Origin of the sequence: Rhizobium sp. CIAT894, assembly GCF_000172795.2 — a bacterium.
Lineage (GTDB): Bacteria > Pseudomonadota > Alphaproteobacteria > Rhizobiales > Rhizobiaceae > Rhizobium.
Map to the genome: position 1 here is coordinate 526,740 of NZ_CP020952.1, position 20,995 is coordinate 547,734.

18 protein-coding genes and 1 pseudogene are annotated in these 20,995 nt (G+C 61.3%); 7 read left to right on the forward strand and 12 right to left on the reverse strand.

The features are described from left to right. Positions 1-2: 2 nt before the first annotated feature. The 6 genes from RHEC894_RS31275 to RHEC894_RS31300 all read right to left on the reverse strand — a co-directional run bounded on the left by RHEC894_RS31275 (position 3) and on the right by RHEC894_RS31300 (position 6,452). Positions 3-1,130: an S-(hydroxymethyl)glutathione dehydrogenase/class III alcohol dehydrogenase gene (locus RHEC894_RS31275; RefSeq protein WP_085740498.1), complete on the reverse strand. Its 1,128-nt coding sequence runs from the start codon at positions 1,128-1,130 to the stop codon at positions 3-5. A gap of 75 nt (positions 1,131-1,205) precedes the next feature. Beyond that, complete coding sequence (locus tag RHEC894_RS31280) at positions 1,206-1,898, reverse strand: dimethylsulfonioproprionate lyase family protein (protein ID WP_085740499.1); 693 nt, start codon at positions 1,896-1,898, stop codon at positions 1,206-1,208. Positions 1,899-1,913: 15 nt separating this feature from the next. Continuing rightward, positions 1,914-2,843 carry an electron transfer flavoprotein subunit alpha/FixB family protein gene (locus tag RHEC894_RS31285; protein ID WP_085740500.1) on the reverse strand — a complete coding sequence of 310 codons (930 nt, stop codon included), beginning with the start codon at positions 2,841-2,843 and terminating at the stop codon, positions 1,914-1,916. 25 nt (positions 2,844-2,868) lie between these two features. Beyond that, a complete protein-coding gene (locus RHEC894_RS31290; RefSeq protein ID WP_085740501.1) occupies positions 2,869-3,618 on the reverse strand; it encodes an electron transfer flavoprotein subunit beta/FixA family protein in 750 nt (249 codons plus the stop codon). Between the two features lie 148 nt (positions 3,619-3,766). Continuing rightward, complete coding sequence (locus RHEC894_RS31295) at positions 3,767-4,369, reverse strand: dimethylsulfoniopropionate lyase (protein WP_085740502.1); 603 nt, start codon at positions 4,367-4,369, stop codon at positions 3,767-3,769. Between the two features lie 46 nt (positions 4,370-4,415). Continuing rightward, positions 4,416-6,452, reverse strand: coding sequence for an NADH:flavin oxidoreductase (locus RHEC894_RS31300; RefSeq protein ID WP_085740503.1), 2,037 nt, complete (start codon positions 6,450-6,452; stop codon positions 4,416-4,418). A 146-nt stretch (positions 6,453-6,598) separates the two neighbouring features. Here RHEC894_RS31300 and RHEC894_RS31305 point away from each other — a divergent pair, with 146 nt between their 5' ends. From RHEC894_RS31305 to RHEC894_RS31335, 7 genes and pseudogenes are all read left to right on the forward strand, one after another. Then, positions 6,599-7,228 carry a TetR/AcrR family transcriptional regulator gene (locus tag RHEC894_RS31305; protein WP_010069005.1) on the forward strand — a complete coding sequence of 210 codons (630 nt, stop codon included), beginning with the start codon at positions 6,599-6,601 and terminating at the stop codon, positions 7,226-7,228. Positions 7,229-7,239: 11 nt separating this feature from the next. After that, the gene (locus RHEC894_RS31310) at positions 7,240-8,034 is read left to right on the forward strand and encodes a pyrroline-5-carboxylate reductase dimerization domain-containing protein (protein ID WP_085740504.1); all 795 of its coding nucleotides are present in this window, start codon (positions 7,240-7,242) and stop codon (positions 8,032-8,034) included. A gap of 67 nt (positions 8,035-8,101) precedes the next feature. Beyond that, positions 8,102-9,103, forward strand: coding sequence for an ABC transporter substrate-binding protein (locus tag RHEC894_RS31315; protein WP_085740505.1), 1,002 nt, complete (start codon positions 8,102-8,104; stop codon positions 9,101-9,103). 95 nt (positions 9,104-9,198) lie between these two features. Beyond that, positions 9,199-10,086: a proline/glycine betaine ABC transporter permease gene (locus RHEC894_RS31320; RefSeq protein WP_085740506.1), complete on the forward strand. Its 888-nt coding sequence runs from the start codon at positions 9,199-9,201 to the stop codon at positions 10,084-10,086. After that, positions 10,079-11,161 (forward strand): glycine betaine/L-proline ABC transporter ATP-binding protein, encoded by a 1,083-nt coding sequence (locus RHEC894_RS31325; protein ID WP_085740507.1) that lies wholly within the window; start codon positions 10,079-10,081, stop codon positions 11,159-11,161. Before RHEC894_RS31320 ends, RHEC894_RS31325 begins: the two co-directional genes overlap by 8 nt. 210 nt (positions 11,162-11,371) lie before the next feature. Next, positions 11,372-11,765, forward strand: a pseudogene (locus RHEC894_RS31330) (oxidoreductase); the annotation flags it as partial. A gap of 819 nt (positions 11,766-12,584) precedes the next feature. Next, a complete protein-coding gene (locus RHEC894_RS31335; protein ID WP_085740508.1) occupies positions 12,585-13,583 on the forward strand; it encodes an AraC family transcriptional regulator in 999 nt (332 codons plus the stop codon). 25 nt (positions 13,584-13,608) lie between these two features. Here RHEC894_RS31335 and RHEC894_RS31340 read toward each other — a convergent pair whose 3' ends face one another. The 6 genes from RHEC894_RS31340 to RHEC894_RS31365 form a co-directional block, all read right to left on the reverse strand. Beyond that, positions 13,609-13,920, reverse strand: a complete 312-nt coding sequence (locus tag RHEC894_RS31340) for a hypothetical protein (RefSeq protein WP_010069211.1) — start codon at positions 13,918-13,920, stop codon at positions 13,609-13,611. Beyond that, complete coding sequence (locus RHEC894_RS31345) at positions 13,917-16,214, reverse strand: FdhF/YdeP family oxidoreductase (RefSeq protein WP_085740509.1); 2,298 nt, start codon at positions 16,212-16,214, stop codon at positions 13,917-13,919. The genes RHEC894_RS31340 and RHEC894_RS31345 overlap by 4 nt, the downstream gene beginning before the upstream one ends. 109 nt (positions 16,215-16,323) lie before the next feature. Then, positions 16,324-18,210, reverse strand: a complete 1,887-nt coding sequence (locus RHEC894_RS31350; RefSeq protein WP_085740510.1) for a diguanylate cyclase — start codon at positions 18,208-18,210, stop codon at positions 16,324-16,326. 313 nt (positions 18,211-18,523) lie between these two features. Continuing rightward, positions 18,524-19,453 carry a ribokinase gene (locus RHEC894_RS31355; RefSeq protein ID WP_085740511.1) on the reverse strand — a complete coding sequence of 310 codons (930 nt, stop codon included), beginning with the start codon at positions 19,451-19,453 and terminating at the stop codon, positions 18,524-18,526. Then, positions 19,450-19,911, reverse strand: coding sequence for an RbsD/FucU domain-containing protein (locus RHEC894_RS31360; RefSeq protein ID WP_085740512.1), 462 nt, complete (start codon positions 19,909-19,911; stop codon positions 19,450-19,452). The genes RHEC894_RS31355 and RHEC894_RS31360 overlap by 4 nt, the downstream gene beginning before the upstream one ends. Positions 19,912-19,962: 51 nt before the next feature. Next, positions 19,963-20,985 carry a LacI family DNA-binding transcriptional regulator gene (locus RHEC894_RS31365; RefSeq protein ID WP_085740513.1) on the reverse strand — a complete coding sequence of 341 codons (1,023 nt, stop codon included), beginning with the start codon at positions 20,983-20,985 and terminating at the stop codon, positions 19,963-19,965. Positions 20,986-20,995 lie beyond the last annotated feature (10 nt).

A 20,995-nucleotide genomic window follows, 5' to 3' on the forward strand; every position in this document is an offset into this window, starting at 1 on the left:
TCTCAATAGACCACCACGCCGCGGATGCTTTCACCCCTGTGCATCAGCTCGAAGCCCTTGTTGATGTCTTCGAGCGGCATCGTATGGGTGATCATCGGATCGATCTGGATCTTGCCCTGCATGTACCAGTCGACGATCTTCGGAACGTCGGTGCGCCCGCGCGCGCCGCCGAAGGCCGTACCCATCCAGTTGCGGCCGGTGACCAGCTGGAACGGACGCGTCGAGATCTCCTGGCCGGCGCCGGCCACCCCGATGATGACCGATTTGCCCCAGCCGCGGTGGGATGCTTCCAGCGCCTGGCGCATCACCTTGGTGTTGCCGGTGCAGTCGAAGGTATAGTCGGCGCCGCCGATCAGGTCGCCGTTGCGCTTGGTCATGTTGACCAGATAGGGCACGATGTCGTCGCCGACCTCCTTCGGATTGACAAAATGCGTCATGCCGAACTTCTCGCCCCATTCCTTGCGATCCGGGTTGATGTCGACGCCGATGATCATGTCGGCGCCGGCAAGGCGCAGGCCCTGCAGCACGTTGAGGCCGATGCCGCCGAGACCGAAGACGATGGCGGTCGATCCGATCTCCACCTTGGCGGTGTTGATGACGGCGCCGATGCCTGTGGTGACGCCGCAGCCGATATAGCAGACCTTGTCGAACGGCGCGTCGGGATTGATCTTGGCCAGCGCGATCTCCGGCAGCACGGTATAATTGGCGAAGGTCGAGCAGCCCATATAGTGATGGATCTTGTCCTTGCCGATCGAGAAGCGGCTCGTACCATCCGGCATCACGCCCTGACCCTGGGTAGCGCGGATCGAGGTGCAGAGATTGGTCTTGCGGGAGGTGCAGGAGTAGCACTCGCGGCATTCCGGCGTATAAAGCGGGATGACATGGTCGCCCTTCTTGACCGAGGTGACGCCGGGACCGACATCGACGACGATGCCGGCGCCCTCATGGCCGAGAATGGCCGGAAACAGGCCTTCCGGATCGGCGCCCGACAGGGTGAAATCGTCGGTGTGGCAGATGCCGGTCGCCTTGACCTCCACCAGAACCTCGCCGGCCTTCGGCCCTTCCAGCTGCACGGTCATCACTTCAAGCGGTTTGCCGGCCTGAACGGCAACAGCGGCGCGAACGTCCATTTGATAATCCCTCCAATTAAATTGAATTCAGTGACTGCATATGCGGATACACGATCTGCCCCGGCCGCGGCTCGGTTATCCCGGCTCGACCTGGCACCAGACCGCCAGCAGCGGCTGAGCCGTGCATCTTATGGCGAAAGATTGCCCGGCGTCGTTGGCGAAGACTGTACCGGTAGCGGCAGAAAACCATTGGGAATCGCCAAGGCAGATTTCAGCCGGCGAAAACAAAAGGAAGGCCCGGGGCTGCGTCTGAACATGATCGGGGAAGCGGCTGTAGCGATCCATATAGATCACACCAACCCTGAGATCGGCGCGTTCTTCCAGGCCCCCCGGACCAACTATGACCGCATGGGAATGCGTGTTGCCGAAATTGAGGCTTGCAAACGGACCGGAGCGGCCGCGTCTCCAGAGCAGCTTATCGGCGAGGCTATGGAATTGGCTGGCGATCGCCTCGTATTTCCGTCCTGATTTTGCAAGATGACCAATCACGTCATCAAGCCCCTCCGGCACGCCAGGAAGAGGCCCACCCTCCGGCCGCACTTTGCCCGTTTTGAGCAGCCTTTGCAGGACCTTGCCGGCAACGAAGCTGGCGACGGCAGGGGCGTCGGCCGACAGCATCAATCCGCCGACGTCATTCAGGAATTCCTGCAGCGGCCCGGGCCGCCTTTCCCTTCCGATATCGTGCAGCCGAATATATGCCGGCTTTTCGTCATCGTTGAGAAGAAGGTCGGCACCAGGTTTGATTGGACGTCCCACCGCGCGCGCCACGTTCGATCCCCCTCGTCAAATCGCCTTCTGCAATTCCGGCAGGGCTTCGAACAGATCGGCGACCAGACCATAGTCGGCAACCTGGAAGATCGGCGCCTCCTCGTCCTTGTTGATGGCGACGATCACCTTCGAATCCTTCATGCCGGCCAGATGCTGGATGGCGCCGGAGATGCCGGCGGCGATATAGAGATCGGGCGCAACCACCTTGCCGGTCTGGCCGACCTGCCAGTCGTTCGGCGCATAACCGGCATCGACGGCCGCACGGCTGGCGCCGACGGCAGCCCCGAGCTTGTCGGCAAGCGGCAGGATGACTTCGCGGAACTTCTCCGCCGAACCCAGCGCCCGACCGCCAGAGAGGATGATCTTCGCAGAGGTCAGTTCCGGACGGTCGGAAGCCGACAGCGCATCCTTGACAAAGGTCGACAGGCCCGGATCGGAAGCCGCCGGGATCGCCTCGACGGAGGCAGAGCCGCCTTCAGATGCCGAGGCAAACGAGGCGGTGCGCACGGTGATGACCTTCCTGGCATCACTTGCCTGCACCGTCTGAATGGCATTGCCGGCATAGATCGGCCGCTTGAAGGTATCGGCGGAGACGACTTCGATGATTTCCGAGACCTGGGCGACGTCAAGCAGGGCTGCGACGCGCGGCAGCACGTTCTTGCCGACCGAGGTGGCGGCCGAGATGATCGTGTCGTAGCCGGCAGAAAGCGAGACGATCAGGTCGGCCAGCGGCTCGGCCAGATTGTTGGCGAGTGCATCGCTTTCGGCGAGCAGCACCTTCGAAACGCCGGAGAGTTTGGCCGCCGCATCGGCCGCCGCCTTGGCGCCCTTGCCGGCAACGAGGATGTGCACGTCGGGGCCGATCTGGCTTGCCGCGGTCAGCGCCTTGGCGGTCTGGTCGGAGAGGCTCGAATTGTCGTGGTCGGCCAGAAGAAGAATGGTCATGATGGTTGCTCCTGTTCCAACCCGATTACAGCACGCCGGCTTCGTTCTTCAGTCTGTCGACCAGCTCGGCGACCGACTTGACCTTGACGCCGGCCTTGCGGCCACCCGGCTCCTCGGTCTTCAGCACCTTCAGCCGCGGTGTGGTATCGACGCCGAAATCGGCCGGGCTCTTCTTGTCGAGCGGCTTCTTCTTCGCCTTCATGATGTTCGGCAGCGAGGCATAACGCGGTTCGTTCAGGCGCAGGTCCGTGGTGACGACCGCCGGCAGCTTGATCTCGATCGTCTGCAGGCCGCCATCGACCTCGCGGGTGACGGTCGCCTTGCCATCCCCAATCTCGATCTTCGAGGCGAAGGTCGCCTGGGCAGAACCGAGCAGCGCCGCCAGCATCTGGCCAGTCTGGTTGGAATCGTCGTCGATCGCCTGCTTGCCGACGATAACAAGGCCCGGCTGTTCGGCATCGGCCACGCCTTTAAGGATCTTGGCGACCGCCAGCGGCTCGACGGCATCCTCGGTCTCGACCAGGATCGCCCGGTCGGCGCCCATGGCGAGCGCCGTCCTCAGCGTCTCCTCGGCCTTGGCGGGACCGATCGACACCACCACCACTTCCTCGGCCTTGCCGGCTTCCTTCAGACGCAGCGCCTCTTCCACCGAGATCTCGTCGAACGGGTTCATCGACATCTTCACATTGGCTAGCTCGACACCCGTGCCATCCGGACGAACCCGGATCTTCACGTTGTAGTCGACAACCCGTTTGACGGGCACGAGAATCTTCATGGGCAACCCCCCTTTAATTTCTAAATTGCTAGAACAGGATGATTTTAGGCCGGGTCGGCCTAAAATCTGAATCCTGTTCTACATCATATAGTTAGAGCATGATGTCGTCCGAAAACCGGTCACACTTTTCGGCATCATGCTCTAGTCGTCAGTGCGGCCGTTCGGCAAGCAACACCCAGAAGGCGAAAAGCGGCGCATCGACCGACCTCATGGCATGTCTGATACCGGGAACATTGTAGAACGACCCGCTGATGCCGGGCGAAAACCACTCCCCGTCGCCTTGCTGGAACTCTCCCTTGGACAGCACGAGATAGACCTCCTCCGGCGCATGATCGTGATCAGGATAGCGCACATCGGGCGCCATCAACGTCACCCCGAACCACAGATCGCTCCGCTCCTCCAATCCACCCGGGCCGATGATCATGGCATTGGCATGCCCATCGACAAAATTATCGCTGGCCGTGTGGTCATACTTGGTGCGCCGACGCCATTCAAGCATTGGTTCGATGCCTTTGAACGTCTCGATCAATCGCGTCAGCGAAGCATAGGAGGTATCCACCGCCAGCGCCGGATCGAGGTGATCACACACAGACAACCGGCTTCCCTCTCCCGCACGGGCGCCCCCCGGGCGCTCCAGCGCCGCAAAAAACTGGCGGACCGAGCGGCGGGCCTCCGGGGCTGTCGCGAATTGATCGAAAGCCAGAGACGCCGCATCCACGAAAAGCTGGAGGCTTTCCCCGCGTAAACTCATATCATCCCTCCCGAGACGATCGGCCGACAAATGGCCGCTCCAGCAATCATATATCCTTGGCGATGCGCAGACCGTCATAGATGGCGGCATGCGTGTTGCGCGCAGCGACAGCATCGCCGATCCGGAACAGCTGGAACTTGCCTTCGGGATTGCGAATGACGGACTGCGGTTCCCCGGAAAGAAGCTGGTCGTGCGACATCTCGCCGAGATTGCTCGAATGCGGCTTCAGCTCGAAATAAAGTTCGTCGAGCGGGATGGTCCCATGATTGACGACGATCTGGTCGAAGCTGCTCTGTCTGGCAATGCCGCCGTAATCGCTGCCGACATGGGCGACGAGCTGGTTGCCGCTCTTCTCGACGGCCTCCAGCCGATAAGTGACGGTGAAGGTAACGTCATGTTTCTGCAGAGAGCGCATATAGGGCACCAGGTTCATGGCCATGACTTCGGGCGCGAAGGACCGGTCCGGCGTCATGATCTCGACCTTGGCGCCCGCCTTGGCGAGAAACTCCGCCGCCTGAAGACCGGCATGGTCGCCGGCATCGTCGAAAACAAGCACGTTGGCGCCAGGCTTCACGTCGCCGGAAATGATGTCCCAGGAGGAGACCACCAGCTCGTTGCCGCGCGCGAGAACCTCTGTATGCGGCAAGCCGCCGGTCGCGATGATGACGACGTCGGGGCGTTCGGCTTCGATCGTGTCGGCTTCGGCCCAGCTATTGAAGTGGAACGTGACGTCGTATTTCTCGCACTGGCTCATGCGCCAGTCGATGATGCTGATCATTTCCCTGCGGCGCTCGCTCTGGGCGGTGAGCCGGATCTGGCCGCCGGCATCGTTCGCCGCTTCGAAGACGACGACCTTATGGCCGCGCTCCCCGGCAACGCGCGCCGCTTCCAGACCGGCCGGGCCGGCGCCGACGATGACGACCTTCTTCTTCGCCTCGGCCTTCGGCAGAATATGCGGCATGGTCAATTCGCGGCCGGTGGCGGCATTATGAATGCAGTAGGCGGCCCCGCCCTGGTAGATGCGATCGAGACAGTAATTGGCGCCAACGCAGGGCCGGATATCCTCTTCCCGCTTCTCGATAATCTTGCGGACGATGTGCGGATCGGTCATGTGGGCGCGGGTCATGCCGACCATGTCGACCTTGCCGGCCGCGATCGCATGGCGGGCGGTGGCGACGTCGGGAATTTTCGCCGCATGGAAGGTCGGGAAGTCGGTCGCGGCACGGATTTCGCCGGCGAAATCGAGATGCGGCGAATTCGCCATGCCCTGGATCGGGATCACGTCGGTCAGGCCGGCGTCGGTATCGATGTGGCCGCGGATCACATTAAGGTAATCGATGAGGCCGCTTTCCTTCAGGCGCTTGGAGATTTCAATGCCTTCGGCTTTGCCGGTGCCGCCGGGGAGACACTCGTCGGCGGTATAGCGCAGGCCGAGAATGAAATCGTCGCCCACCCTCTTCCGGATCGCCTTGAACACGTCGAAACAGAAGCGCAGACGATTGTCGAGCGAGCCGCCATAGGGGCCATCGAGCTCGTTGGTGAGCGGAGACACGAACTGGTCGATCAGGTGACCATAGGCCTCGAGTTCGACACCGTCCATACCGCCCGCCTTCATGCGCTCGGCCGCGTCGGCGAAGTCCTTGATGATGCGCTCGATATCCCAATCTTCCATCTTCTTCGGGAAGGCGCGGTGCGAAGCCTCGCGATGATGAGATGGGGCGACGACCGGCAACCAGTCGCCTTTGTCCCAGCGGGTGCGCCGGCCGAGATGGGTGAGCTGGATCATGATCGCCGCACCCTCTTCATGCACGGCATCGGTCATTTCCCTGATCCAGGGCACGATCTCGTCCTTGTAGGCAAGCAGGTTGTTGAAAACCGGCGGGCTATCCTTGGAAACGGCGGCCGAGCCCGCCGTCATCGTCAAGGCCACCCCACCCTTTGCCCGCTCCACGGTATAGGCGCGATACCTCTCCTTCGGCATGCCGTCTTCGGGATAGGCCGGCTCGTGAGAGGTCACGATGATACGGTTGCGCAACTTCAAATGCTTGAGCTGATAGGGCTGCAGAAGGGGATCATTCGACATGGGCCGTGGTTCCGGATTAAAATATCGAGGGAGACGCTAAGCGCAATGTACATATGTGTCAACGATGAAAACAATTAAGTCATTACTTTATACACTGATGTACATTTTTCTTGTGCGGGGCTTCATAATTTGATAGGAGATAAGGCATGGATCAGGCTTTGAACGACACTGGCTGGCGCGGATCGCAGGAGGGATGGTTGGAAGCAGCTTACCACTCCCTTCTCGAATCCGGCGTGGATTCGGTGAAAATTCTGCCGCTGGCGAAGAAGCTCAATCTCTCGCGCACGAGCTTCTACTGGTTCTTCAAGGATCGGGAGGAACTGCTGGATGCGCTCGTGGCGCGCTGGCGCGACAAAAACACCGGCAGCATCGTCAAGCGGTCCGAAGCCTATGCGGAATCGCTGACCGAGGCGATGCTCAACGTCTTCGATTGCTGGCTCGACACCGATCTGTTCGACGCGAAATTCGAGTTTGCCGTGCGCAGCTGGGCGCTGCAATCCGACGAGCTTCTCGCCGAGGTTCAAGAGGCTGATCAGATCCGGATGGAGGCGCTCAAACGCATGTTCATGCGGTTCGGGCTACCAGAAACGACATCGGATGTCAGAGCGCGAACGACTTACCTCGTTCAGATCGGCTACATTTCCATGCAATCGATGGAGGAACTCGCCGTCCGCATGAAACGGATTCCGGAATATATCGCGATCTACACGGGCGTCGTGCCGCAGCAGAGGGAGCTCGACCGCTTCTTCTCCCGGCATGGCTACAAGCCTGGCTAGAGGAGGCCCGGATGAGCGTTTCCCTGAGGATCGGCATCATTGGCGGCGGTGGCTGGCTGGGCGGAGCAATCGCCGGCTCGATTATCGATGCCGGCCTGGTCAATGCTCGAAATCTCTCCTTCTCCTATCGCAGTCAGCGGCCGGATCGTTTCCCGAATTCTTTCTGGACTCCCGACAATCAGGCGCTTGCCGACCGCTCCGATGTGGTCCTTCTGTCCGTCCGCCCGGACGACTGGCGCCCCATTGATGTCGATGCCGGCGGCAAGCTGGTCATTTCGGTCATGGCGGGCATCGGTCTCGACGCCCTTTCGCAGCGGCACAAAACCGGCCGCGTCGTCCGTGCCCTGCCGAATGCCGCCGCCGAAGTGGCAAAGTCCTATACGCCCTGGATTGGCGCGAGCGATGTCACGGAAGATGACCGCACTGTCGTGCGCGCCATTTTCGATGCCTGCGGATCTGAGGACGAGGTCGCAAAGGAAAGCGACGTCGATTACCTGACAGGCCTTTCCGGCTCCGGACCGGCCTTCCCGGCGCTGCTTGCGGCAGCCATGATGAACGATGCCGTCGCCCGCGGCCTGCCGGCCGAGATTGCGCGTCGCGCCGTCAATACGGTGATATCAGGCGCCGGCCGCCTTCTGGAGCGCCATGGCGAAAATCCGGACGACGTCGTCCAGACCTTTCTCGATTATCGCGGCACGACAGCGGCTGCCATCGAAGGCATGCGCGCGGCAGGGTTTGACGCTTCGGTCGCCAAGGGTTTGTCCGCAGCATTTGAGAGATCGGTGAGTATGGGAAAGGCTTCCTGACAACCGTTGGGGCGGGCACTGCGGCACCCCGCTCGGCAAGATCAGCCGCTAAACAGAGGGAACGAGAATGAAGAAATTACTTGCATCCACGTGTTTGACGTTCGGCCTGATCGGCGGCGCGTCATTCGCCAGCGCCGCCGAATGCGGCAGCGTCACCATCGCCAGCATGAACTGGCAGAGCGCCGAAGTTCTCTCCAACCTGGACAAGTTCATCCTGAACGAAGGTTATGGCTGCAGTGCTGACATCACCGTCGGTGACACCGTCCCGACGATCACCTCCATGGCCGAGAAGGGCCAGCCGGACATCGCGCCCGAAGCCTGGATCGACCTGCTGCCGGACGTCGTCAAGAAGGGTACTGAAGAAGGCCGCATCGTTCAGGTCGGCTCGCCGCTGCCGGACGGCGGCGTGCAGGGCTGGTGGATTCCGAAATATCTCGCCGACGCCCATCCCGATATCAAGACCATCGGCGACGTGCTGAAGCATCCGGAACTCTTCCCCGATCCCGAGGATCCGAAGAAGGGCGCCATCTTCAACGGCCCGCAGGGCTGGGGCGGCACGGTCGTCACCTCGCAGCTCTACAAGGGCTTTGAGGCCGAGAAGGCGGGCTTCACCCTCGTCGACACCGGCTCTGCCGCCGGCCTCGACGGTTCGATCGCCAAGGCCTACGAACGCAAGGAAGGCTGGGCCGGTTACTACTGGGCACCGACCGCGCTGCTCGGCAAGTATCAGATGGTCAAGCTCGAAGCCGGCGTGCCGGAGGATTCAGCCGAATGGAAACGCTGCATCACCGTCGCCGACTGCCCCGACCCCAAGCCCGCTTCATGGCCGGTCGATCACGTCGTCACCCTGGTTGCCAAGCCCTTCTCGGAAAAGGTCGGGCCTGAAGTCATGGACTACCTGGCGAAGCGCTCATGGAGCAACGATACGGTCAACAAGCTGATGTCGTGGATGACCGACAACCAGGCGACCGGCGAAGACGGCGCCAAGCATTTCCTGAAAGAAAACAAGGACATCTGGTCTAAGTGGGTTTCGCCTGAGGCAGCCACGAAGATCGAAGCTGCCCTTTAACACTGACTATCGCGGTGCGCCAAAAGCGCACCGCTTCTCACTCGCCGATAAAAACAAAAAGACTGCCGCGGCTCTTTGAAGAAAAGGGGAACCGAATGGAATGGTTTTATAAGTTTCCACATATGGATGACGACGCGCTTCGCAATCTGAAGAAGGCGATCGATGACGGTTTTCGCGGCTTCACCCGCGCCTATGGCGACGGCATCGAAAGCCTGTTCGTGCCGCTGCAGCATTTCCTCATCGCCGCCGAGCGTTTCATGACCCAGACGCCATGGCCCATCATCACCCTGATCGTCCTTGCCATCGCCTGGTTTGCGAGCCGCAGCCTGAAGATCGTCGTCGGCTGTCTGGTGACGCTGATGCTGATCGGCTATTTCGACATGTGGGACGATACGATGCGGACGGTCTCGATGATCTTCGTCTGCACGATCCTGTCGATCGCTATCGGCATTCCGATCGGCATCCTGATGGCCCGCTCCGACCGCCTGCAGCGCATCGTCAATCCGATCCTCGACGTCATGCAGACGATGCCGAGTTTCGTCTACCTCATCCCCGTCGTCATGCTGCTTGGCATCGGCAAGGTGCCCGGCCTGATCGCCGTCGTCATCTACGCCATCCCGCCGATGATCCGCCTGACCGATCTCGGCATCCGGCTCGTCGACAAGGACGTGCTGGAAGCCGCCGACGCCTTCGGCACCTCGCGTTCGCAGAAGCTGTTCAAGGTACAGCTGCCGCTGGCGCTGCCCACCATCATGGCCGGCATCAACCAGACGATCATGATGGCGCTCGCCATGGTGGTCATCGCCTCGATGATCGGCGTCCAGGGCCTCGGCCAGCCGGTGCTCAAGGCGATCGCCAACCAATATTTCACGCTTGGCATTTTCAACGGTCTTGCCATCGTCGGCATCGCCATCATCTTCGACCGAGTCAGCCAGGCATATGGCAAAAGGCTCCAGAAGCATCGGGAGACCGTCCATGGCTGAGCATCGTTTCGGCGGCATCAAGATCCACCACCTCTACAAGATCTTCGGTCCCAACCCCACCGCTTATGTCGATGCTGTTCAGAAAGGCATGACCAAGGCCGAACTCAACGAAAAGCACGGCCATGTGTTGGGGCTGAGGGATATCAATGTCGAAATCCCTTCCGGCCGCATCCAGGTCATCATGGGCCTTTCGGGATCGGGAAAATCGACGCTCATCCGCCACATCAACCGGCTGATCGATCCGACTGCCGGCGAAGTGCTGGTCGACGGGGTCGACGTCGTGAAGATGAACGAGACCGAGTTGCGGACGTTTCGCCGGCAACAGACGGCGATGGTGTTCCAGAAGTTCGCGCTTCTGCCGCACCGCAACGTGCTCGACAACACCATCTTCGGCCTCGAAGTGCAGGGCATGGAGCGCGCCAAAGCCGTCGACGTCGCCATGCGCTGGCTGGAGCGGGTCGGGCTGAAGGGCTTCGAACAGAGATATCCCAACCAGCTATCCGGCGGCATGCAGCAGCGGGTCGGCTTGGCCAGGGCTCTCTCCAACGACGCCCCGGTCCTTCTGATGGACGAAGCCTATTCGGCACTCGACCCTCTGATCCGTACGGACATGCAGACGGTGCTTCTTGACATCCAGAAGGAGATCAAGAAAACCATCGTCTTCATCACCCACGATCTCGACGAGGCGCTGCGCCTCGGCGACCAGATCGCCATCCTGCGTGATGGCGAAGTCATCCAGCAGGGCACCAGCCAGGACATCGTTCTGCGGCCCGCCGACGACTACATCGCCAACTTCGTCAAGGAGGTCAATCGCGGCCGCGTCATCCATGTCGAAGCCGTGATGACGCCGCTGCATTCCGGTGCGGCGCCGGTTGGACTGGCGATTGTGGCGGGAACGACGGTCGAAGAAGCCGTCCGCATGCTGTCATCGGCGCCGGAGGGCGACGCTAGAGTGGTTTCGCCTTCCGGGGAAACCTTGGGGCTCGTCACCTTCCGCCAGCTCGCCAGTGCGATGGTGAACTCACAGGAGGGGATGGCCACCCGACGCGACAGCACCCTCTCGGTCGCTCTCTGAAGCCTGCTCTAAAGCGCGTCGCAATCTTTCAGATTCGCTCCTCGCGCTTTAGGTCTTTGTTTTACGCATGTCGTTCTCGCAAAACCGCTGCACACTTTTGCGCGACATACTTTAAATGCGGCCGTGTCTCCGTTTCGCCGGTGACGGCGATATCGGGCACGCCGCCTTTTGGGAACTGAAAATCGGTCGCCTGACGCCTGAGGAACCGCGATGTCGGAACTCTTCCCGCGTCTGTTTTCGCCCGTCAGCCTGCGCGGTCACATCCTGGGCAATCGGATCGTCTTCGGGGCGCATACGGCAAATACGGCGAGCAATGGTGTGCCGGGCGACCGGCATATCGCCTATTCCGAGCGCGCGGTGGATGGCGCCGGAATAATCGTCGTCGAAAGGTCACAACCTCGATCAAGCAAAACGGGGCGATCGCGATCCAGCAGCTCTACCATATCGGTGCGCACGGCGGCTCCGACAATTCATACCACCCACATTGGTCGCCATCCGGCTCGCCCAGCCATCACGACAGCGACGGCTCGCATTCGATGAGCGAGGCGGAGTCTGGGACACGATCGAAGGCCTCGTGCAGCCAGCGCGCCGCTGCCGCCGCGCGAACATGCTTAGCCAGCGTCTGCCTATACATTTTGCGCAGAACCAGTCCAGACTGCGTCGCGAAAAACCGATTGGCGAATAATATCGTAACCCGACAATTGCTCCATGGCTGCGGAACAATAAAATGAACTTCGACCGGGACCATGATGGTTTGCGGTCCCAAAGCCAAGCCCGTTCATCCATCACCCCCAAAAAGGATGGAAGGGATCATACATCCGCACACCATCCCGTGCGTATGCCTGCATGCATGTCTGCCTGCCGAAGGCAATCTTAAGCGGTCCACTATAGAACCTTCGGCAGGCGACTGCGCGGCTCGCGACCGCGGCACATCCTCACAGCGTCAGGCAAGATATGCATCTCGGCGCCGCCGCCGCATTGGTTGGTGACCTTCCGGCCACACGCGAAAATTTTGCCCTTCAGCGTAATCGTTCATCATATTGCCAATTGTCCCGTGTTCTGCCAGTTCGTCCGTCAGGCTGCGAAACCGGACGTGATGGGAACTGTCGACAATCTATGTACGGCTTGAATTTTTGACATTTGCCGCGCCCGACCTCGGCCTGCATCGGTTTGCGCAAGGGCCAGGTTTCGATGCCGATATCAGGCGGAAATCCAGTCGCACGTACGCCTGCGCCCGGCGCCCGGATCGACTATACGGCCCATCAACCGGCCCTGATGAGCCCGAAGCGAAGAACGATGATCTGGATGATTGGCCGAGGTACGTGCGTCAAGCCCACCGCCACGAAGCTCGCCCTTCGTTCCGTCGTGCGCGGGCAATCGAACAGGGCAAGTCGAAGCAACCGAATTGCACAACGGGAGCAGCATGACAGACAGTAGCACTCCGCAATTCTCATTTCGATTTCGCGGCTCGTCCTTCGACAATATGGTCGAAACCCTCGGGGGCGCTTTTGGCGCGTTCGATGCCGAGCCTGTCGGCCGGGCTCAACAGTTCGACTGGGGATTGGACTTTTCTGCGGCTGACAGCGCTGTCCTGCTCACCGGCTATCACGAGGCGGGATTTCAGTTCAATATCGAGCCGACCGTCGATACGACAGAGTATTTGTCGATCGTCGTGCCACGCAGCGGCGGCATGGGGGTGGCTTATGGATCCCGCCTCGCCGAGGCGGGGCAGGGAAAATTGCTTCTCTACAATAATTTCGAACCAGACAGCGTCATCATGCACGGGCAGTCGAACGTCATCGACGAATTGCTGATCAACTGGTCCGTGATCCTCCAGACGATCGGCCAGACGTTCGAAATACCGTTCAGCGGCTCTCTCGACCTATTGCCTGAACTGGATCTGTCGACCCCGGTCGGCCGGACGATCGGCAATCTGACCGAAACGATCGCCATCGGCATGCGCGACGACGGCCCTCTGCTGCAGTCGCCGATCGCCATGGCGCATATGACGCAGGCGCTCGCCGATCTGGTCGTGCGCCTGGTGCCGAACCGGCTGTCGCATTTTCTCGATAAGGGGCCGGCTCTCATTGCTCCCCGGCATGTGCGCAAGGCGATCGAATTCATGCAGGCCAATATCGATCAGCCGATCACTATGCCGAAGGTCGCCGAAGCAGCCGGCGTCTCCAGCCGGGCGCTCGAGACCGGCTTTCGCGCCTTCAGGGGCACCTCTCCTGCCGCCTACCTGCTGACGCTTCGCCTGCGCGCGGCCAGGCAGGACCTGCTCGACCCCGAGAGCACCGAGACCATGAAGGCGATCTGTCTCAAATGGGGCTTCTTTCATTTCGGCCGGTTCTCCGCGGTCTATAAGTCGACCTATGGGGAATATCCTTCCGACACCAGGAAGCGCGTCTGCCGTCGATAATGCCCGTCATCAGCAAGTGCGGCGGTCAATGCGAAGCGCTTTGCCGGCCGTGCTTACGGCGAGAAGCAGGAGGCAAGGTGTAGTGCATTCTCATCGTCTTCGGATCCCGCTTGACGATCTCGATCACGCCGTTGCGCTCCGTCAGGGCGTTGAGCTCCCGCAGCACGAGGGAGTGCGCGATCCCCAGCCTGCGTGCGAAGGAGCGGCTATCATGCGCAATCCCGAGCTCGGCTGCGACGAGAAGACCCGCCTGTATGGTTGTCAGCCTGCCATCCCCGGCTTGCGCGGCCGCGACGAGGGCAAGAAACCGATCGATCTCGGGCGCCTTTTCGCTCACGCGGCGTTTCGCCCACGGAAGGACACCATGATCGATTTCGAGGTCGGCGTATCGCTTTCCTTGCCGGCGCTGCCGAGCGGCACCAGTACGTTCAGCTCGGGATAATACCCGGCAATGCTGCCCCTCGGAATGTCATAGGGCACCAGGCGGAAATTCTCAGCGATGCGCTCGATGCCGTCATCATACTCGCCGATCACGTCGACCCGGTCGCCGGCCTCGGCGTTCATCGCCTTCAGGTCGGCGGGGTGAATGAAAATGACCTGCCGCTCACCGTAGACGCCGCGATACCGGTCATCGAGACCGTAGACGGTCGTATTGTATTGATCGTGCGAGCGGAACGTCTGCAGGGCGAAACGATGCCCCTCGCCTTTTCGTGCACGCTGATGCACCGTCTCCTCGGGAAGCGGCTCGGAGGAGAATGACGCCTTGCCTGCCGGCGTATCCCACTCCCGATGCGCAGCCGCATTGCGCAGGTGAAAGCCGCGCGGCTTGCGCAGGCGCGCATTGTAGTTTTCGAAGCCCGGAACGGTGGCCTCGATATGATCGCGGATGCGGTCGTAGTCGTCGGCAAGCTTGGCCCAATCGACGACGGCGGAGCCGACCGTCGCTTTCGCCATGCCGGCAATGATGGCGACTTCCGAGAGCAGGTGCGGCGAGGCCGGGCGATTGATGCCGGCAGAACCATGCACCATGCTCATCGAATCCTCGACGCTGACGAGCTGGGAGTTGCCGGCTTCGTTGAGGTCCATCTCGGTGCGCCCGAGGCAGGGCAGGATGAAGGCCGCCTCGCCGGGCATGAGATGCGAATGATTGGGTTTGGTCGCGATGTGCACCGTCAGCTTCAGCCGCCGAAGCGCCTTTTCGACGAGAGCGCTGTCGGGCGTGGCGCGCGCGAAATTGCCGCCAAGGCCGATGAAGGCTTCGGCCGAGCCATCGAGCATCGCACCGATCGCGGCCAGAACATTGTGGCCATGCTCGCGGGGAACGGCGAAGCGGAAGTGTTTTTCCAGCGCATCGAGAAAATCGTCCGCCGGCTTCTCGTTGATGCCGACGGTGCGGTCGCCCTGCACGTTGGAATGGCCGCGCACCGGGCAAAGGCCGGCGCCTGATTTGCCGATATTGCCGCGCAGGAACATGAAGTTGGCGATCTCGCGGATCGTCGCTACCGAATGCAGGTGCTGAGTGACACCCATCGCCCAGGTGCAGATGACGCGTTCGGCGTTGATATAGACCTCGGCCGCCCGCTCGATCTCCTCGCGGCTCAGTCCCGACTGGTCCTCGATCTCAGCCCAGCCTGTGGCCTCGACCGCGGCCCGATAGGCCTGGAAATCCGCGCAGTGTTCGGTCAGAAATGCGTGATCAAGCACGGGGGGCAGACCGGCGGCGACCGCCCTGTCTTCGGCGGCCAGCACGGCCTTGGCCATGCCCCGCACCGCGGCCATGTCGCCACCGAGCTGCGGCTGCAGATATTGGCTGGCGATCTCGGTCGAACCGCCCCGCAGCATCTCGATCTTGTCCTGCGGATCGGAGAAGCGCTCCAGGCCACGCTCGCGGATTGGGTTGAAGACGACGATACGCGCGCCGCGGATGGCGGCGCGGCGCAGGTCGCCGAGCATTCTCGGATGATTGGTGCCGGGGTTCTGGCCGATCACGAAGATCGCATCGGCCTCCTCGAAATCCTCCAGAAGCACGGTGCCCTTGCCCACGCCGACCGCCTGGCGCATGGCAATGCCGCTGGCTTCGTGGCACATATTGGAGCAATCGGGAAAATTATTGGTACCGTAGACGCGCACGAACAGCTGGTACAGGAAGGCGGCCTCGTTGCTGGCCCTGCCCGAGGTGTAGAATTCTGCGCGGTTGGGGGTATCGAGGCCCTTCAGGATGCCGCCGATCTCGGCAAAGGCATCCTCCCACGAAACCGGCAGGTAGCGGTCGCTCCCGGTATCGTAGCGCATCGGATGCGTGAGGCGACCGTTGAGTTCAAGTTCATAGTCGCTCAGCCGGCGAAGCTGCGAGACCGTATTGTCCGCGAAGAAGGCGGGTGTTGCCCGCTTCTCCGTCGCCTCCCAGGCGACCGCCTTGACGCCGTTCTCGCAGAACTCGAACGACGATCCGTGTTCCGGATCGCCCCAGGCGCAGCCCGGGCAATCGAAGCCATCCGGCTGGTTTGCCTTCAGCAGGGTACGCGCGCCCGAGATGGGCATGCCGCTTTGCAGCAATTGCTTGCCGCAACTCTTCAAAGCGCCCCAGCCGCCGGCGGCCGCCGATTTCTTGCCAATGAATTTTGTGTCCATGCGCTCCTCTATTGTCGAAGCGGGAAAAACATCAAGGCCACAGCAACGATGGTTCGATAGAAAAAACCTATCGAAGCCGGATCGGATCCAGCTCGATCGGGACGGTGACCTAACCGACTTCCTTCATGGCATGCCGTTCGCCAGTGAGCGAATGGGCCAAAATGCGGTTGCGGCCTTGGGTCTTGGCGTCGTAGAGCGCCGCGTCGGCCTCGGTCAGGAGGCGGTTCGGATTGGTTCGCAGAACAGCCCCGGTTGCGCAGGCCAGGCCGATGCTCGCCGTCACCCGCGAAAATTCGCTGCCGGAATGGGCGATATTTTCCTTGGCGAGGCGACGCGCGAATTGCTCGGCAACGATCATTGCCCCTTTGGCGCTGGTGTCAGGGAGAAACACCACGAACTCCTCGCCGCCATAACGCGCAACGATGTCGGCCGGCCGGCTGACCGATTGGCGCAGGCATTTGCTGACGACCCGCAGGCACTGGTCTCCGGCGGGATGGCCATACGTGTCGTTATAGGCCTTGAAGCGGTCGATATCGACCATCAGCAGGCTGAACGGCGTGTTTTTCCTGGCGCTGCCCGCGGTTTCGCGCGCGAAGGCTTCGTCGAAGGCGCGACGGTTGACGATGCCGGTGAGGCCATCGGTCTCGGCCAGGCTCTTCAACTGCTCGGCCGACAGCCTGAGCGCGATTTCCGCCTGCTTCGTCGCCGTGATATCCGAGACGACGGCCATCGCCATGCCGTCTTCCGCAAGCCTTGTCCGGATGCTGCGCCAGTCGCCGTTGTGAAGCTGAACCTCTTCGTCCTTGTTGCTGTGCAGTGAGACCGCGGCAGCCTTGATCCAACCTTCCACATCATCGGGGATACCGGGCCGTTCGCCGGTTTCTGCGACGCGGCGCAGGATATCGCTGATATGGGCACCGATCACGCGAGCATCTGCGGAGAGCGGAAACGCGTCGCGATACTGGTCATTGCAAAAAACAAGAAAACCCTTGCCGTCGTACATGGCGATGCCATCGGACATGCCCGCCATCGCATGCGACAGCAGGTTCTTGCTTTCGCGCAACTCCCGCTCCAGGGCGACACGCTCGGTAATGTCACGCGTTACGCCGGCCAGGCCGATCACCCGCCCCTGCCTGTCCCGCAATGGAACCTTGGAGGCGAGCAGGGATTTGCCCTCGATCTGCTCGGCCGAGTCGATCAGCGGCATGCCGGTGTCTATGACCTGCTGCTCGAGATAATATAATTCTTCGGCCAGCGGCCGCGACATCAGATTGAAGTCCGACAATCCGATCATCTCGGCCGTCGTCCGGAAACGAAAGAGACGAGTCATATTCTCGTTGACGGTAATGAAGCGGCTGTTTCGGTCCTTGACATAGAGATAGTCGGGCGACTGCGAAAATGCGGTCACCAATATGCTTCGTTCCAGCTCCCATTCCTGCGTCTTCAGGAGAACGAGGCCGCCCAGAACGGTCGCGACGCAATTCAGCGAAATTAAGGGAAAACCGACGCCGGCGAGCACATGGGCGTTCACCAGGGTGGGAAGCGTCGCCATCGAGATGACAAGTGCAACGCCAAGGGCGAGGCTCAACATCGCAACGTCCAGAAATCCGGGAGATCTCTTGCGGACGCAGAAATGCGCCGCCAGGCCGATACCGGTCGCGGCGACGATTGCCACGATACCATCGATCATTGCCGCGCCGCCGACAGCAAAACGAAAGGCGATCGCCAGTGCGGCGGCAAAAGCCGCCGCGATCGGCCCGCCAAACATGCCCGCCAGCGCAAGCGGTGAAAAACGCAAGTCGATATAGATGCCCGGATGGAATTCGACCGCCAGCAATATCGATCCGATGGAAGCGCAACCGGTTATGATACCGAAGGCGATTTTCTCCTGCCGAAACGAGCGATGCTGAACCTGGATCGAAAAATGCGCCCAGAGCGAGATCGCCAGGCAGACGAATGAAAGGTTGCCACCGAATTGCGCCCAGATGCCGTTCACCGCGTTAGGTCCACCTTCCACTACGTGTAAGAGCCCATCATAGGGCAGCACTGGTTTGAGCTTGGTTAAACCGCAGACCTGTCGGCTTCCTTGTTCGCCGACGCGCCTCGGAGCAGACCGGCAGGAGACATCATGTCGGCGACGCGCTGCAGTTCAACTGCTAGCACCGGATGAATAAGGCAGGCTTAACAACCGCGTCTCAAGCGTCACGACAGGTATTTAACCGACACAAAACTGCGCCTTCCGGACAGGATTGCGCAATCGGGCTAGCTGTCGCGTGCTTGTGGATCGTCGTTTGCCTTGCGGCGTTCGATCAACTTGAGGACAACAAGGCGTCGATCTCCGCGCGCGAGGGCATGGCGGGGGCCGTGCCCGGCCGCGTCACCGCAATTGCCGCGGTGGCACAACCGAAGCGCACCGCTTCGGCCGGGGCATATCCTTCCGAGATCGCCGTCGCGAAGCCGCCCAGAAAGGCATCGCCGGCGCCCGTGGTGTCGACGACGTTGCCCGCAGAAAATGCATGCACGAATTCGCTCCGATCGGCTGCGTGGTAATAGGCGCCGCGTGCGCCGAGCGTCAGGATCACCGCTCTTGCTCCGCGATCCAGCAAGGTGCGCGCCGCCGCCTGTGCCTGCTCATCCGTTTCGATCGCATGTCCCACCAATTCGGCTGCCTCCACTTCGTTCGGGACGATGAAATCACACAAGCCATAGACACTGTCGGGTATGGCGCGGGCCGGCGCGGGATTGAAAATCGTGGCGACCCCTGCCCTTTTCGCCATCGACAGGGCATGTATGGCCGCCTCGAGCGGCTGTTCGAGCTGGGTCATGAAGATAGCCGCGCTTTCGATCACCGCCCGGTTCGCACCGACGTCTTCAATGCCGATGAGACCGGCAGCACCCGGCGCGACGATGATGGCATTGTCCCCGGTCACTTCGTCGACGAAGATGAAGGCAGCACCGCTGGAAACGCCGTCCATCTTCATCACATTGGCTTTGACGCCCGCCGCCGCATAGGCGGCAAGGGCCATTTCGCCGAACGGGTCGTTGCCGACCCGGGAGATAAACGTCACTTTCCCGCCGGCCTTGGCCGCGGCGATCGCCTGGTTGGAGCCCTTGCCTCCCGGCCCAAGCGTGAAACCCGAGCCCATCAGCGTCTCGGCAATATGCGGCAGGCGCTTGGCCTTATAGGCTGTGTCGGCGGCAAAAATACCCAGAATGACGATTCCGCTTTTCCCGCTCATCGCAGAGCCTCCTCCGCCGGGATGACGCCCTTGGTCAGAAGGAAGCATCCGTAGAAACGCAGTTCCCCGGTTGCAATCACGCAATAGGCCTTTTTGGCAATCTCATAAAACGCCATCCGTTCGACTGGATACATCGGCGACGGCTTGCCTTCGGCGCGGTCGACAACGGCCTGGACTTCCTGTTGAAGCGGCGGAATTTCGTTGGGCTTGCCGATCACCTCCATGCGGCCCACCGAAGGCTGGATGGGAGTGTCCAGCGGAAAGACGGAAAGGATCGCATCGATCGCCTGCGGCGCCGGAATGTTTTCCATGCTCAGCAGCTTGCCCAGACGCGTCTGGCGCGCGATCGACTCCGATGGAAAATTCATGTCGGAGATGACGAGATAGTCGCCATGCCCCATGTTGCAAAGTGCTTGAAGAATATCGCCGTTGAGTTCGGCCCTGATTCCCTTGAGCATTGATCCTTCCATCCCTTTCTCGTGGCCGGAGCACCGGCCGTGCTGCAATTCTTAATGTTTGCTGATATCGGGCTTCGGCTTCGGGCACGGGCCGGTCGACCCCCGCACGACCAGAGACCCATCGACCATCTCGTCTCGCCTGCCCGAGGGTTCCTCGAGGAGAAGGCCGACCGCGCGCCGCGCCAGCATGTCCGCCGGCTGGCATATGGTCGTCAGCCTGGGAACGACGAGATTGGCGAGCGAAATATCGTCGAAACCCGTCACCGACAGTTTGCGCGGCACATCGATCTTGAGGTCGCGCGCCGCACGCAGCGCGCCGATTGCCTGCTGGTCGCTGGCTGCCGCAATTGCCGTGGGCCGGTCCTGCGGCGGGCGTGAAAGCAGATCGCGAGCAATTCTTTCGCCGGATTCGTAATCGAATTTGCCGTAGGCAATTTCCAGTTCGACCGGCTCGCCTGTTTTGCCGAACCTATCGATGCGACCGACGAAGCCTTGCCTGCGCATGCGCCCGGCCTCGGTGTCAGGCGGCCCGGCGATATAGGCGATGTGTCGGTGCCCGAGCTCGTAGAGATGGTCCGCCATCAGCGCTGCCGCCTGCGCATGGTTGGTCGAGACCAGGGGAAAGGCGCCGAAGCGTCGGTCGAGCGAGATGACCGGAACCGCGGCCTCCAGGTGGAGCCCCGGACTGTCGCTCGAAGCCACCACGATGATGCCGCGCACCGACCGGTCGAGAAACGCCAGGACGTGGCTCTGCTCCGCTTCGCGATCGTCATGCGAACTTGCCAGCATCAGGCTATGCCCGCGTTCGAGCGCCGCGCGCTCGACGCTGGCTGCGAGCTGCGCGAAGAACGGGTTGGTGATGTCGGGAACGATGAGGCCGATGACATCGGTTTTGCTGGTGCGCAGCGCTCTCGCGGTGACGTTCGGCCGGTAACCGAGCGCTGAGATGGCGTCGTTGACCTTTTCGCGCAGCATGGGCTTGACCGCCGCTTCGCCCGACAGCACGCGCGACACAGTGCCCACGGATACGCCCGCATATTCGGCGACATCCTTGACTGTGGGCATCTTTGACATTTTCGACCGT

Bases quoted from the DNA above. Each gene is read 5' to 3' on its own strand.
- RHEC894_RS31310 (WP_085740504.1), top strand. From the start codon at position 7,240: ATGAGCGTTTCCCTGAGGATCGGCATCATTGGCGGCGGTGGCTGGCTG.
- RHEC894_RS31315 (WP_085740505.1), top strand. From the start codon at position 8,102: ATGAAGAAATTACTTGCATCCACGTGTTTGACGTTCGGCCTGATCGGC.
- RHEC894_RS31290 (WP_085740501.1), bottom strand. From the start codon at position 3,618: ATGAAGATTCTCGTGCCCGTCAAACGGGTTGTCGACTACAACGTGAAG.
- RHEC894_RS31365 (WP_085740513.1), bottom strand. From the start codon at position 20,985: ATGTCAAAGATGCCCACAGTCAAGGATGTCGCCGAATATGCGGGCGTA.
- RHEC894_RS31305 (WP_010069005.1), top strand. From the start codon at position 6,599: ATGGATCAGGCTTTGAACGACACTGGCTGGCGCGGATCGCAGGAGGGA.
- RHEC894_RS31285 (WP_085740500.1), bottom strand. From the start codon at position 2,843: ATGACCATTCTTCTTCTGGCCGACCACGACAATTCGAGCCTCTCCGAC.
- RHEC894_RS31355 (WP_085740511.1), bottom strand. From the start codon at position 19,453: ATGAGCGGGAAAAGCGGAATCGTCATTCTGGGTATTTTTGCCGCCGAC.
- RHEC894_RS31275 (WP_085740498.1), bottom strand. From the start codon at position 1,130: ATGGACGTTCGCGCCGCTGTTGCCGTTCAGGCCGGCAAACCGCTTGAA.
- RHEC894_RS31300 (WP_085740503.1), bottom strand. From the start codon at position 6,452: ATGTCGAATGATCCCCTTCTGCAGCCCTATCAGCTCAAGCATTTGAAG.
- RHEC894_RS31320 (WP_085740506.1), top strand. From the start codon at position 9,199: ATGGAATGGTTTTATAAGTTTCCACATATGGATGACGACGCGCTTCGC.
- RHEC894_RS31295 (WP_085740502.1), bottom strand. From the start codon at position 4,369: ATGAGTTTACGCGGGGAAAGCCTCCAGCTTTTCGTGGATGCGGCGTCT.
- RHEC894_RS31335 (WP_085740508.1), top strand. From the start codon at position 12,585: ATGACAGACAGTAGCACTCCGCAATTCTCATTTCGATTTCGCGGCTCG.
- RHEC894_RS31325 (WP_085740507.1), top strand. From the start codon at position 10,079: ATGGCTGAGCATCGTTTCGGCGGCATCAAGATCCACCACCTCTACAAG.
- RHEC894_RS31345 (WP_085740509.1), bottom strand. From the start codon at position 16,214: ATGGACACAAAATTCATTGGCAAGAAATCGGCGGCCGCCGGCGGCTGG.
- RHEC894_RS31360 (WP_085740512.1), bottom strand. From the start codon at position 19,911: ATGCTCAAGGGAATCAGGGCCGAACTCAACGGCGATATTCTTCAAGCA.